This window comes from Lacibacter sp. MH-610 (assembly GCF_045780045.1).
Classification (GTDB): domain Bacteria; phylum Bacteroidota; class Bacteroidia; order Chitinophagales; family Chitinophagaceae; genus Lacibacter.
The window spans coordinates 2,599,362-2,612,137 of the sequence record NZ_CP116002.1; the positions used below are offsets into that span (position 1 = coordinate 2,599,362).

A 12,776-nucleotide genomic window follows, 5' to 3' on the forward strand; every position below is an offset into this window, starting at 1 on the left:
GGTGTTGTCTCTATGAAGCATCAATTAGCATATTAGCAAATTATCACATCAGCACATTATTCATGAACTACTACAGTCTCAACAAACAATCACCATCTGTTTCTTTCAGCGAAGCAACCATACTCGGGCAAGCGCCTGATAAAGGATTGTACTTTCCTGAAATCATTCCGCAGGTTGATAAAGACCTTATTGAAAACATAGAACACATCAGCAATGAAGAAATTGCTTATCGTGTTATCAAACCATACATCGGCAATGAAATTCCAGATGAGGAGCTGTTTCGCATTGTAAGTGAAACGGTGAATTTTGAAATTCCGTTAGTCCCCATCAATGAATCTATTTCATCTTTAGAATTATTTCACGGACCTACGCTTGCATTTAAAGATGTGGGCGCACGGTTTATGAGCAGGTGCTTGAGTGACTTTATAAAGAACGGTATTTCGACTTCGCTCAATACCTCCGTACAACACCCTTCGACTTCGCTCAGGGTTGTTGTTCTCGTTGCCACCAGCGGTGATACTGGTGGCGCTGTAGCCAATGGCTTTTACAATGTTGATGGAGTAGAAGTAGTAATTCTTTACCCCAGCGGCAAAGTAAGCAGTGTGCAGGAAAAACAATTAACAACACTCGGCAAAAACATTCATGCATTAGAAGTAAACGGAACATTTGATGATTGTCAGCAATTGGTGAAACAAGCTTTTGCCGATGAAGCATTGAACAAAGAATTATTTCTCACCTCAGCCAACAGCATCAATGTAGCACGCTGGTTGCCCCAGCAGTTTTATTATTTCTTTGCGTATAAACAATGGAAAGAAAGGGGGGCTTCACCCATCATTTGTGTACCCAGTGGCAACTTCGGTAATATCTGTGCAGGCATTCTTGCACACATCAGCGGATTACCCGTTCAGCATTTCATTGCTGCCTGCAATACCAATGATACAGTGCCGCAGTTTATGCTCACGCAAAGCTATCAACCCAAGTCAGCAGTGGCAACTATCTCCAATGCGATGGATGTAGGCAACCCCAGCAACTTCATTCGCATACTCGAATTATTTCATCACCAGTTTCCGCAGTTGAAAGAAAAATTATCTGCTTACAGTATTACCGATGATGAAACCAAAACAACCATGAAGCGTGTGTATGATGAATACGGCTATATACTTGACCCGCATGGTGCAGTAGGCTACCTGGCATTGGAAAAATATTTGCAAACTCATCCTTCTTCAAAAGGAATGATTTTGGAAACCGCACATCCTGTAAAGTTTTATGATGTGGTGGAGCCTGTGTTGAATCAAACAATCGAATTTCCCCCATCTGTTCAGCAAATCATCAATTTACAAAAGCAATCAACAATTATCAACACCAACTATCAACAACTGACCGAATTTCTAATGGAACTATAAAAATTAAATCTGGCAGTTCAAGTTTCTATCTCTTTCTTCCTTATCTTCATTGCAAGAGTTGCTTGCTCAACATTCCGTTGAAGTGCAACTCTTTTTTATTACCTTCCACTGTCTATGAGCGTTGAGCAATTAATACAACAATACGCACCCAAACCACACCAGTTTGATGAAATGCTGTACAACCACAGCATCCGTGAACCATATACTAAACTTGTACAAACAGTGCAGGAAACCAGCATTGAAAACCTGCAGCTGAAAGATAAACTGGCAAGCGAACTCTTCATGAACCAGGGCATCACCTTCACCGTGTACAGTGATGATGCAGGCATTGAACGCATTTTTCCGTTCGACATTCTGCCACGCATCATCACCGCTGCAGAGTGGGCGCATGTGGAAAAAGGAATTCAGCAACGTCTCAAAGCACTCAACTTATTTCTCAAAGACATTTATCACGAACAGCAAATCTTAAAAGATAACATCATTCCTGCAGAACTCATTGCTACCTGTCCGCATTACCTGCGGGAGGCAGCAGGTATTAAAGTGCCGCATGATATTTATGTGCACATTTCAGGTATTGATTTAATACGTGGCGAAGATGGAACCTTTTATATTTTGGAAGATAACCTGCGCACACCAAGCGGCGTTAGTTATATGCTGGAAAATCGGGAAGTAACAAAACGTCTCTTTCCAGAACTGTTGGCACAAGCCAATGTACGCATGGTCAACAATTATCCTTTGCTGCTGCATAATAATTTAAATGCGTTATCGCCAAGAGCTATATCAAATCCTACGGTCGTTTTATTAACGCCTGGCATTTACAACTCGGCGTATTATGAGCATACATTCCTTGCACGTCAAATGGGTATTCAGTTGGTGGAAGGTCGTGACCTGCTCATCCAGAATCATAAAGTGTATATGAAAACCACATCGGGTTTGCAGCAGGTAGATGTTATTTACCGCCGCATTGATGATGAGTATATGGACCCGATGTTGTTTCGTCCTGATAGTATTCTCGGCATCCCCGGTATTATGAGTGCCTACAGAAAAGGAACCGTTGCTCTTGCAAATGCTTTTGGAAATGGTGTAGCTGATGATAAAGCGGTGTATGCATATGTGCCGCACATGATAAAATATTATCTCAATGAAGAACCCATTTTGCCCAACGTTCCTACTTATCAAATGAGTAATGAAGAGGAACGCAGGCATGTGTTTGAAAATATGCATCGCATGGTGGTGAAGCGCACCAATCAAAGTGGCGGTTATGGCATGCTCATGGGTAACAAAGCCAATGATGAAGAATTCCAGAAGTTCAAAGATGAAATCAATAAACATCCACGTGAGTTTATTGCGCAGCCCATCATTCAGTTGTCCACCGTGCCTTGTTTTATCAATGGCACGTTGCAACCACGCCATGTTGATTTGCGGCCCTATGCACTCTGCGGCCCTGATGGTGTGCAGATAGTGCCTGGTGGTTTAACACGTGTGGCCTTGCGTGAAGGTTCGCTTGTTGTCAACTCATCGCAGGGTGGCGGAAGTAAAGATACTTGGGTGGTGGATTGAAGAAATACAGAGCTAAGAGATAAAGGAGGAAAAGAGGAAAGGAGATGAGATGAAATACATTTTTTGGAACCAGCAATTGTATTTCATGGCGCCGTTCCTTGCGTCGCACACATCATAGCATATGCAAATAGCATCATCCTATGTGTAACAGTATCACAAACTACAGAGAGTTTAAATGTTCAAGATGTATCAAATAAAATTAGTCACTTCGAAAAGTATGGCTTGTGCCATGGTGGCTTCCCCGCTTCAGGGGGAAGTCGGAAGGGGGTTCTATGCTTAGCCGTGTTGCCGATTCAATGTTCTGGATGAACCGTTATATGGAACGGGCAGAAGGACTCCTGCGTGTACTTCACACCAACTATGTGCTCAGTTTAGATAAAGGGCCCTACGGTGTACACACCTGGAAACCTGTGCTGCAAATCTTTGGCGCTTTGAATGAAGATGAAATCCATCAACTTCAATTCAATACCGCAGATGTATTAAAATATCATATCACCGATGCAAAAAATAACAACTCCATACGTTCCCTGGTGAACAAAGCAAGAGAAAATGCAAGAGGCATGCAGGACCATATCACCAAAGAAGTGTGGGAAGAAGTGAATTTTATTTATCACACTGTCAACAATCCCTTGCTGGAAAAACATTTGAGCGGTGAACATGCACTCGCTACACTCACCAATCTGCTCAAACATTGTCTCACCTATGTAGGTGTAACAGATACCACCATGCCACGTGGACAAGGCTGGTGTTTTATGAGTGTGGGTCGTTTTATTGAACGAGGTATTATTACTGCCGATGTTACTTTAAAACAATTTGAGCAAATTGATTTCCAGATTGAAGACCATAAAGATATTTTGTACTGGCGCAATCTATTGTTATCGCTTAGCGGTTATGAACTGTATTTAAAAACATACCGCAGTACAACTACCAACAGCAACGTGTTGAATGAAGTGATTTTTAATAATGATTTCCCCCGTTCTGTCTTTTACACACTCAGTCGCTTAGAAAAATATGTAAAAGATATTCTGGAAGAAAACAATCCGCCTAATAAAGAAACCATTTACCGTGAGTTCGGACGTATCCACAGCCGTGTAAAATTTGCTGATGAAAACTTTATCAAACAGGTTACATTGCGGCGGTTCCTGGAAGAAACAAAAATTGATTTATTAAAATTTTCGCATCTGCTTGGACAACAGTTCTTTTCGTATGCGTAACACGTACACGCCATGGTTCGTGTCTAACGAACCGCATTAGAAAAACATAACGCTCTTTAAAAATGAAACACGTCCGTCTGACGCCCTCGTCTGACGGAATTGCAATCAGAATACAACACGTCATCAGACGAGGACGTCAGATGACAACAGTAGAATAACTCTTTAGCTCTATGCCCGTTTTTAAAATACATCACGTTACAAAATATACTTACAACCGACCTGTTATTGAAAGTGTGAACCAAGTACGTATCTATCCCGTGGCATCACCACAGCAGGAAATACTCAATCATGAAATCACTATCAGCGATGCACCTGAACTGTTTTTCTTTCTTGATTACTGGGGCAATCGTTGTGCAGATTTCAGCATACCTGAACCGCACAAAGAATTGCAGATTGACAGTCGCCTCATCGTTCGCACTACAGGTGTTGATAAACTGCCCGATGACAACAGCACATTAGCTGATATGCAAACAGTCATCGCATCTAACTTTCAACTGCTGGAACTTTCCAAGCCAGAAGAAATTAAATCCACAGATGCTATTCATCACATCATCAGCAGTATAACAGCAGATGATAAAACAGTGATGCAGTTGGTAGAACATTGTTCAGCTTATATTTTTCAAAACTTCAAATACATCAAGGGCATTACCACTATTGAAACAACTGTTGACGAAATATTGGAACACCGCAGTGGTGTATGTCAGGATTTTGCACATGTGTTGTTGCAATTGCTTCGCACCATCGGTATTCCTGCACGGTATGTAAGCGGTTATATCTGTCCTAATAAAAACGGCATGAGGGGAGAGGGCGCCACACACGCCTGGGTGGAAGCCTTTATTCCGCACTATGGCTGGATGGGTATTGACCCTACCAATAATGTGTGGGTAAGCACACATCATGTAAAACTGGCGGTGGGCAGAAACTTTAATGATTGCAGTCCCATGAAAGGAACTTTTAAAGGCATTTCAAGACAAACCCTTTCGGTTTATGTATCCGTCGGCTATGAAGATGGCCATGTGTTTGAAGAAATCAATGATGTGCAAATGGAAGTAACGGAAATGGCCGTTACGGCAGATTTATTGGCGGCAGAGGAAGCGCAGCAGCAACAATAGCCTTATAGATTTGCTTATTTGCAGATTTTTTCTTTATTTTTGAATCGGAATCCAATTTTGATAAAACCAAATCCATGTCTATGAATCCCTTAACCGCAAATGACACAGCAGAAATTGCTGCACAATTTGAAATCCGGGAAGCCCATCTTCAACAAGCTTCTTTCATTGCCTTCAGTAAAATTCAGCTTTACAAATTATCACGGGTACAGGCTGCGTATTGCAAAAGCAAAGCAGAAATGGAGGAATTAGTTTTCTCTTCTTTATTCCGTTTTGTACAACCTCATCGTCTCTTGCTGATTTCGGCTTTTGCAGAAGGTGAACTGGATAATTAATTTGTTTTTAACTGCTCAAACTTGAACTTTGCACTTACGTCATTAACGATGTTTGTGTATGCAGGATATTGAACCTTTCTACAACTGGCGGCATATTTATACCAGCGAAGAAGACGAACGTTCTCCCTTCTTTGGCCGAACCTACTCTGAGTTTGAATTTTCTCAAACTGTTTACAACTACTATATCCATCCGCAATGGGATGAATTTGGCAGCCGTACCATGTACCTCAAAGTACTTATTGCAGATTATGAAGAAAAATATGCGGTAATTGAATTGATAGGCGAGTGGAACGATGCTATTGAAAACGACATCATGACGTTGAAAAGGGATGTTATTGATAAAATGATGGATGAAGGTATTTTCAAGTTTATCCTCATTGCTGAAAACATCCTCAACTTTCACAGCAGCGAACGGGATTATTATGAGGAATGGTATGAAAACACCGCCGATGAAAATGGCTGGACGGTGATTCTGAATATGCCCGAACAAAGTCAGTATGATTTCAAAAAACTTAAACTCAATCGCTACCTGGAACTGATGGAACTGCTGAACTGGCGTACCTACAAACCCTTCCACCTGTACCGGATGATTGATGGCCTCTTGATGAACCGTATTGCCGGTTAATTTTGATAGTCCATAAATCCGAAATATGCCACACATCGTAATTTAGAATACCCAAAAACATATCAAATGAAAACAATCATGAAACAGTTGCTTTGTCTTTTTTTCCTTTGCTCATCACTCCATCTTGCCGCCCAGCAGATTGATGAAAATACCGGCAGCGGAAAAGAGCCGTCAAACAGCACTCAAAAAATGAACATTTTTAAACTGAACGTTTCAGCATTGCCTTTCAGAAACTTCAGCTTTCAATATGAACGGGTGCTGCAAAAAAATATCTCACTGGCATTAGGTATCCGTTTTATGCCTGAAGGAAACCTCCCGTTTAAAAACTCGCTTAATGATGCTGCCAATGGCGACCGGGATATTGAAAACGCCATCAACAATGCACAGTTGAGCAATTTTTCCATTACACCGGAATTCCGATTTTATGTAGGCAAAAAAGGATATGGCCGTGGCTTTTACCTGGCACCTTATTACCGTTTTGCCAGTTTTAATGTTTCTACCATTCCCATTGAATATAACGGAGGCACAGGAACAAAGTCCATCAACCTTACAGGTGATATGAAAACGCACAGCGGTGGTTTAATGCTGGGGGCACAGTGGTTTCTCGGCAAATCAGTAACACTCGACTGGTGGATCCTTGGTGCTCATTATGGTGCAGGTAAAGGAAGTTTATTCGGAACGCCATCTACACCTTTTACACAGTTGGAGCAAAACGATATCCGTAAAACCATTGAAGATATTGACCTGCCGGTTGGCAACATCAAAGCAGAAGTAACTTCTACATCAGCTAAAGCCATATTCGATGGGCCCTGGGCCGGTGTAAGAGGAGCCATTACCTTGGGTATCCGTTTTTAATGCTTCTTCATAAAAAATTTCAAAGCTGCTGAACAAGCAGCTTTTTTTATTGTCATTTAGCAAGCGCTGAATTTTGAGAGCATCCGATGCTTAAATTTGCAGCGGCTTTCCAAAACCATTCTATCATGACGTTTGCTCAAATGTTTACTTCCTCCATCGGCAGGAAATTAGTGATGGGTCTTACAGGCCTTTTCCTGGTAACTTTCTTGATTGTTCATGCCGGCATTAACGCCTGCATTTTTGCAGATCTTTCCATTTTTAATCCTGAAGATAACGGTGATATGTTTAACCGTGCTGCTCATTTCATGGGTTCAACGGTGTTGATTCGCATTATGGAGATAGGATTGTTTGCCGGTTTTATTCTGCACATCATCCAGGGCTATATGCTGGAAGCACAAAACCGTGCTGCCCGTGGCGTGGGTTATGCCAAACCAATGGGCAATAACGGCAGCAAATGGTACAGCCGCAGCATGGGTTTATTAGGAACACTTATTTTATTATTTCTCATTTTGCACTTAACGCATTTTTGGGTGCCCGCCCGTTTTACACATGCAGGATTAGAGCCTTTACCTACTGCTACAGGTATGATGCATGATATGTTTGGCTTAATGAAAATCACCTTCAGTGAACTGTGGGTGGTAATTGCTTATTTGCTGGGAGTATTTTCTTTATTCTGGCATTTGATGCATGGTTTTCAAAGTGCGTTCAGAACGGTGGGTGTGCATAATAATAAATTTTTAAAACTGCTGGCAAGTGCCGGTGTTTGGTATTCAGTTATCATCTGCTTGTTATTTGCTGCTATGCCGGTAGCGATGTATTTGAAGTGGGTGGAGTAGAAAACCAAATACGAAGTAAGAGGTACGAGGTACGAATTGCATTGCACAGCCCACGCTTGATATAGAGTTTGGTAATAAGTTGAGTGATTGAAATGTGTTGCAAGTTGTATATCCCCTCCTTGGAGGGGTGGCAAGATGATAAACAGAGGAGTAATAGAAAGGGGTGGGTTGTCCAATAGTGTTAAGGACGATGAAGAGTGCGACGCAACAGAAGTTGAACAGAGCTGCAAAAGCTCACGAACAAAAAATAATTTCGATTCAAACGAACGATATGCTCAATTCAAAAATTCCTGCAGGTCCTTTAGACAAGAAGTGGACAACGTATAAATCAACTTGTAAGCTGGTAAACCCGGCGAACAAACGCAAACTGGAAGTAATTGTAGTGGGTACCGGTTTGGCCGGCGCCAGTGCGGCTGCTTCATTGGGTGAATTAGGTTATAAAGTAAAAGCATTCTGTTTCCAGGATAGTCCACGCCGGGCACACTCGATTGCGGCGCAGGGTGGTATTAATGCCGCCAAAAACTATCAGAACGATGGTGACAGTATTTACCGTTTGTTTTATGATACCATTAAAGGTGGCGACTACCGTGCACGTGAAGGAAATGTGCATCGTTTAGCGGAAGTGAGCGGTAACATTATTGACCAATGTGTGGCGCAGGGTGTTCCTTTTGCACGTGAGTATGGTGGATTGCTGAGCAACCGTTCTTTTGGTGGTACACAGGTACAACGTACATTTTATGCTGCGGGCCAAACGGGTCAGCAGTTATTGATAGGTGCTTACCAGGCATTGGAAAGACAAGTAGCGCTGGGCAATGTAGAAATGCTCAGTCGCCATGAAATGCTGGATATTGTAATGATTGATGGCAAAGCACGTGGCATTATTGCCCGTAACCTTGTAACAGGTGAACTGGAGCGTCACTTCGGCCATGCCGTACTGTTGTGCAGCGGTGGTTATGGTAATGTGTTTTATTTAAGTACGAATGCGATGGGCAGTAACGTAACGGCTGCATGGAAAGCACACCGCAAGGGTGCTTTGTTTGCAAACCCTTGCTTTACACAAATTCATCCCACTTGTATTCCGGTGAGCGGTGATCATCAAAGTAAATTGACTTTGATGAGTGAGAGCTTGAGGAACGATGGACGCATTTGGGTACCGAAAGCAAAAGGTGATACACGTAAGCCCAATGAAATTCCGGAAGAAGAAAGAGATTATTATTTGGAGAGAAGATATCCGGCATTTGGCAACCTCGTTCCCCGTGATGTGGCGAGCCGTGCCGCCAAAGAACGTTGTGATGCAGGTTATGGTGTAGGTACCAGTAAGCAAGCTGTTTACTTAGACTATGCTGATGCCATTAAACGTTACGGAAAAATTGAAGCTAATAAACAAGGCTTAACGAATGCTGATGAAGCAACCATTATCAAACTTGGTAAAGATGTGGTGAAAGAAAAGTATGGTAACCTGTTTGATATGTATGAAAAAATTACCGGTGAAAATCCATATGAAGTGCCGATGCGGATTTATCCTGCCGTTCACTATACCATGGGTGGTTTGTGGGTAGATTATGAGTTGATGACCACTATCCCCGGCTTGTATGCTTTGGGTGAAGCGAACTTCAGCGACCATGGTGCCAACCGTTTGGGTGCAAGTGCCCTGATGCAGGGTTTGGCTGACGGATACTTTGTGATTCCTTATACCATCGGAAACTATTTAGCTGATGAAATTCATGTGAAGCCGATTCCAACCGATCATCCTGCGTTTGTAGAAGCAGAGAGCGCTGTTCGGGATCGCATTCATATGCTCATGAATATTAAAGGAACGAAAACGGTGGAGAGTTTTCATAAGCGTTTGGGTAAGATCATCTGGGATAAATGCGGCATGGCCCGTAATGCAGAAGGTTTGAAACAAGCCATTAAAGAAGTACAACAGTTGAAGCAGGAGTTCTGGAGTGATGTGCGTATACCCGGCGACATCAATGAAATGAATCCTGAATTAGACAAAGCCAATCGTGTTGCTGACTTTATTGAACTGGGTGAATTGATGTGTATTGATGCTTTGAACCGTGAAGAAAGTTGCGGCGGTCATTTCCGTGAAGAACATCAAACAGAAGAAGGTGAAGCATTACGTCATGATGATAAATTCATGTACGTAGCTGCCTGGGAAATGAAAGCAGAACATGAGTGGACATTGCATAAAGAGAATTTAGATTATGAAGTGGTGAAGCCGAGTCAGCGTTCGTATAAATAGATAATTTGAAAATTTGAAGATTTGAAAATTGTTAAGCTCATAGCGTTTATATTTTGCTTTCAATTTTCGTCTTTAGCACAAGAAGTTCTTTTAAAGATTCCTGTTTCAGGAAAGAAAGTGATTGATTTTATTCCTGCAAAGTATAAGATGAAAGATTCTGTGAATGGTGATTTAAACAAAGATGGAATAAAGGATTTGGTATTGGTTCTTCATCATCAAGATGAAGATACCTTTCAAATGGATGAAGAGCCAAAAAGATTGCTTCTTGTTCTTTTCAGAAACAAAGCTGGATTCAGTCTCGCAGGCAAATCAACGGGAGTTTTAATGTGTGTGCATTGCGGAGGCGTATTTGGAGAACCGTATAATGGGATAGAAATTGATAAAGGGATCTTGATTGTTAGACATTATGGAGGTAGTGCCTGGAGGTGGGTTGAGTCAAGAAAATTCAGATATCAGAATAGTGGTTTTTATCTGATAGGTTCAACATCCGACTATTTCTGGAACGCAACTGATTGTGATGGGATAGGAGTTGGAGAAGCAGGAAGAAAATATAAAGACATCAATTATATCACAGGCGATGAAGAAGTAATTGAAAAAACAGAAGATTGCAAACTCATTAAACACACCAAACAAAAACAACCAAAAAAGCCTCTTGTTAAACTCGAAGCTTTTAAATACGAATACTAAAACAGGTTCAGATGGAGCACAAGAACATAAATGTAAAACTCAAAGTTTGGCGTCAAAAAAACTCGAAAGAAAAAGGTTCTTTTGAAACCTACGATGCAAACAACATCTCCCAGGAAATGAGTTTTCTGGAGATGTTTGATGTATTGAACGAAGAGTTGATTAAAGAAGGCAAAGACCCGATTGCTTTTGACCATGATTGCCGTGAAGGTATTTGCGGTATGTGCAGTATGTACATCAATGGCCGTCCGCATGGTCCTTGGGAAGCAAACACAACTTGCCAGCTTCACATGCGTGCCTTCAACGATGGAGATACGATTGTAGTAGAACCCTGGAGAGCAAAAGCATTTCCTGTAATTAAGGATTTGATGGTGGACCGTTCTGCATTTGACCGTATTGTGCAGGCTGGTGGTTATATCTCGGTGAATACAGGTAACGCAGTTGACGGTAATGCCATTCCCATCGAAAAAGAAAAAGCAGATGCATCGTTTGCTGCAGCTATGTGCATCGGTTGCGGTGCTTGTGTAGCAGCTTGTAAAAACAGCAGTGCTATGCTCTTCACCAGTGCAAAAGTTTCACACCTGGCCTTATTGCCTCAAGGTGATCCAGAACGTAAAACCCGTGTCATGAACATGGTGGCACAAATGGATAAAGAAGGTTTTGGTGCCTGTACCAATACCGGCGCCTGTGAAGCTGTTTGTCCTAAAGAAATTTCCATCAGCAATATTGCCCGCCTGAATGCTGAGTATGCAACAGCAAGCCTGGTAACTGAATAATTTTTAGTTGTATCATTTTTAAAACCTCCCTCAGCGGAGGTTTTTTATTGCCCTTAAGTTTTGTAACTTCAAACCATGTACGAAGTGCGTGAACCGATACCGGCTTATGGCAAGAACAAACTTACAGTTGAAGAATATCTTCAATTTGAAAAAGAGTCATCTGAGAAACATGAGTATTACAAAGGGGAAATATTTGCCATGTCGGGAGCAGGTGCAAGGCATAATATTATACAAATGAATCTCGCTGCTATTTTGGTCATGAAACTTAAAGGAAAGCCTTGCCAACCTTACGGAAGCGACATGCGTATTCATATCCCTGAAAATACATTGTTCACCTATCCTGATATTTCCATCATTTGCGGAGATATTATTCCTTCAGCAGAAGATGATGATACCGCAACCTTGCCATCAGTAATTATTGAAATACTTTCGCCTTCTACGAGGCAATATGACCAGGGAACAAAGTTTAAATTATACCGTCAAATTCCTTCATTGCAGCAATATATTCTTGTTGAATCAGAGTCGGTTCATGTGGAGTCCTTTGAGTTAAATGAACGCAATCATTGGGAACTTAAAGAATACAAACTACCGGAACATGAATTAGCTTTCCCTTCATTAAAATTTTCTGTTCCTTTATCTGAAATCTACGACCGAACCAAATTACTGTAACATGATTTTCTGTTTACTTTGCTGAGTATTGAAACCTGTAAGCATCATATTATTCTTCCTGATTTTCTCCCTTACAGCAATTGCCCAAAAAAAAATTCCTGTGGTAGAAATGAAACAGGGCAAAGTATTTATGAAAACGGGTAAACTGAAACTGCAATCAGTTACCATTTATGATCCAACCGGTGCTATTGCTGCTGAAAAAATATTTGAGCGATTCAACAATGCTGAACTGCCACCCGTATTTCAAAAACAGGGTGAATACACCCTCATTTTTACCCTCCGGACAGGTGAAAAAATATCCCGTAAACTGCTGGTTCTGTAAATAGCGGCTTTACAGGTGCACATTTAAGCTCCGTCCGCACAATAAATTGTACTTTTATTCATTCTTATCCTTAAAAACCACTGCTTTATCCGCCGGCTTGTTGGAACCATAATACTGCTGCTGCTTTGTGTCCTTGGAAAAGG

At 41.5% G+C, this 12,776-nt stretch carries 13 protein-coding genes; all 13 read left to right on the forward strand.

The window, feature by feature from the left end; genetic code table 11:
• The first annotated feature begins 62 nt into the window (after positions 1-62).
• The 13 genes from thrC (at position 63) to PDL71_RS12075 (ending at position 12,633) form a co-directional block, all read left to right on the forward strand.
• Positions 63-1,403: a threonine synthase gene (thrC, locus tag PDL71_RS12015; RefSeq protein WP_407521311.1), complete on the forward strand. Its 1,341-nt coding sequence runs from the start codon at positions 63-65 to the stop codon at positions 1,401-1,403.
• Between the two features lie 114 nt (positions 1,404-1,517).
• Positions 1,518-2,963: a circularly permuted type 2 ATP-grasp protein gene (locus tag PDL71_RS12020; protein ID WP_407521313.1), complete on the forward strand. Its 1,446-nt coding sequence runs from the start codon at positions 1,518-1,520 to the stop codon at positions 2,961-2,963.
• Between the two features lie 272 nt (positions 2,964-3,235).
• Positions 3,236-4,177, forward strand: a complete 942-nt coding sequence (locus tag PDL71_RS12025; protein WP_407521315.1) for an alpha-E domain-containing protein — start codon at positions 3,236-3,238, stop codon at positions 4,175-4,177.
• 170 nt (positions 4,178-4,347) lie between these two features.
• A complete protein-coding gene (locus PDL71_RS12030; protein WP_407521317.1) occupies positions 4,348-5,289 on the forward strand; it encodes a transglutaminase domain-containing protein in 942 nt (313 codons plus the stop codon).
• 80 nt (positions 5,290-5,369) lie between these two features.
• Positions 5,370-5,621 carry a hypothetical protein gene (locus PDL71_RS12035; RefSeq protein ID WP_407521319.1) on the forward strand — a complete coding sequence of 84 codons (252 nt, stop codon included), beginning with the start codon at positions 5,370-5,372 and terminating at the stop codon, positions 5,619-5,621.
• Positions 5,622-5,679: 58 nt separating this feature from the next.
• The gene (locus tag PDL71_RS12040; RefSeq protein ID WP_407521321.1) at positions 5,680-6,246 is read left to right on the forward strand and encodes a hypothetical protein; all 567 of its coding nucleotides are present in this window, start codon (positions 5,680-5,682) and stop codon (positions 6,244-6,246) included.
• A 66-nt stretch (positions 6,247-6,312) separates the two neighbouring features.
• The gene (locus PDL71_RS12045) at positions 6,313-7,101 is read left to right on the forward strand and encodes a DUF3575 domain-containing protein (RefSeq protein ID WP_407521323.1); all 789 of its coding nucleotides are present in this window, start codon (positions 6,313-6,315) and stop codon (positions 7,099-7,101) included.
• 125 nt (positions 7,102-7,226) lie between these two features.
• Entirely contained in the window at positions 7,227-7,937 is a 711-nt protein-coding gene (locus PDL71_RS12050) for a succinate dehydrogenase (RefSeq protein WP_407521324.1), read from the forward strand.
• A gap of 271 nt (positions 7,938-8,208) precedes the next feature.
• A complete protein-coding gene (locus PDL71_RS12055; RefSeq protein WP_407521326.1) occupies positions 8,209-10,182 on the forward strand; it encodes a fumarate reductase/succinate dehydrogenase flavoprotein subunit in 1,974 nt (657 codons plus the stop codon).
• Positions 10,183-10,203: 21 nt separating this feature from the next.
• Positions 10,204-10,869, forward strand: a complete 666-nt coding sequence (locus tag PDL71_RS12060; protein WP_407521328.1) for a hypothetical protein — start codon at positions 10,204-10,206, stop codon at positions 10,867-10,869.
• 11 nt (positions 10,870-10,880) lie between these two features.
• Complete coding sequence (locus PDL71_RS12065) at positions 10,881-11,642, forward strand: succinate dehydrogenase/fumarate reductase iron-sulfur subunit (RefSeq protein WP_407521330.1); 762 nt, start codon at positions 10,881-10,883, stop codon at positions 11,640-11,642.
• A 75-nt stretch (positions 11,643-11,717) separates the two neighbouring features.
• Entirely contained in the window at positions 11,718-12,311 is a 594-nt protein-coding gene (locus PDL71_RS12070; protein WP_407521332.1) for a Uma2 family endonuclease, read from the forward strand.
• A gap of 109 nt (positions 12,312-12,420) precedes the next feature.
• Complete coding sequence (locus PDL71_RS12075; protein WP_407521334.1) at positions 12,421-12,633, forward strand: hypothetical protein; 213 nt, start codon at positions 12,421-12,423, stop codon at positions 12,631-12,633.
• Positions 12,634-12,776: the final 143 nt, after the last annotated feature.

Excerpts from the sequence above, each read along its gene's own strand:
- thrC (WP_407521311.1), top strand. The coding sequence starts at position 63 with ATGAACTACTACAGTCTCAACAAACAATCACCATCTGTTTCTTTCAGC.
- PDL71_RS12020 (WP_407521313.1), top strand. The coding sequence starts at position 1,518 with ATGAGCGTTGAGCAATTAATACAACAATACGCACCCAAACCACACCAG.
- PDL71_RS12025 (WP_407521315.1), top strand. The coding sequence starts at position 3,236 with ATGCTTAGCCGTGTTGCCGATTCAATGTTCTGGATGAACCGTTATATG.
- PDL71_RS12030 (WP_407521317.1), top strand. The coding sequence starts at position 4,348 with ATGCCCGTTTTTAAAATACATCACGTTACAAAATATACTTACAACCGA.
- PDL71_RS12035 (WP_407521319.1), top strand. The coding sequence starts at position 5,370 with ATGAATCCCTTAACCGCAAATGACACAGCAGAAATTGCTGCACAATTT.
- PDL71_RS12040 (WP_407521321.1), top strand. The coding sequence starts at position 5,680 with ATGCAGGATATTGAACCTTTCTACAACTGGCGGCATATTTATACCAGC.
- PDL71_RS12045 (WP_407521323.1), top strand. The coding sequence starts at position 6,313 with ATGAAAACAATCATGAAACAGTTGCTTTGTCTTTTTTTCCTTTGCTCA.
- PDL71_RS12050 (WP_407521324.1), top strand. The coding sequence starts at position 7,227 with ATGACGTTTGCTCAAATGTTTACTTCCTCCATCGGCAGGAAATTAGTG.
- PDL71_RS12055 (WP_407521326.1), top strand. The coding sequence starts at position 8,209 with ATGCTCAATTCAAAAATTCCTGCAGGTCCTTTAGACAAGAAGTGGACA.
- PDL71_RS12065 (WP_407521330.1), top strand. The coding sequence starts at position 10,881 with ATGGAGCACAAGAACATAAATGTAAAACTCAAAGTTTGGCGTCAAAAA.
- PDL71_RS12070 (WP_407521332.1), top strand. The coding sequence starts at position 11,718 with ATGTACGAAGTGCGTGAACCGATACCGGCTTATGGCAAGAACAAACTT.
- PDL71_RS12075 (WP_407521334.1), top strand. The coding sequence starts at position 12,421 with ATGAAACAGGGCAAAGTATTTATGAAAACGGGTAAACTGAAACTGCAA.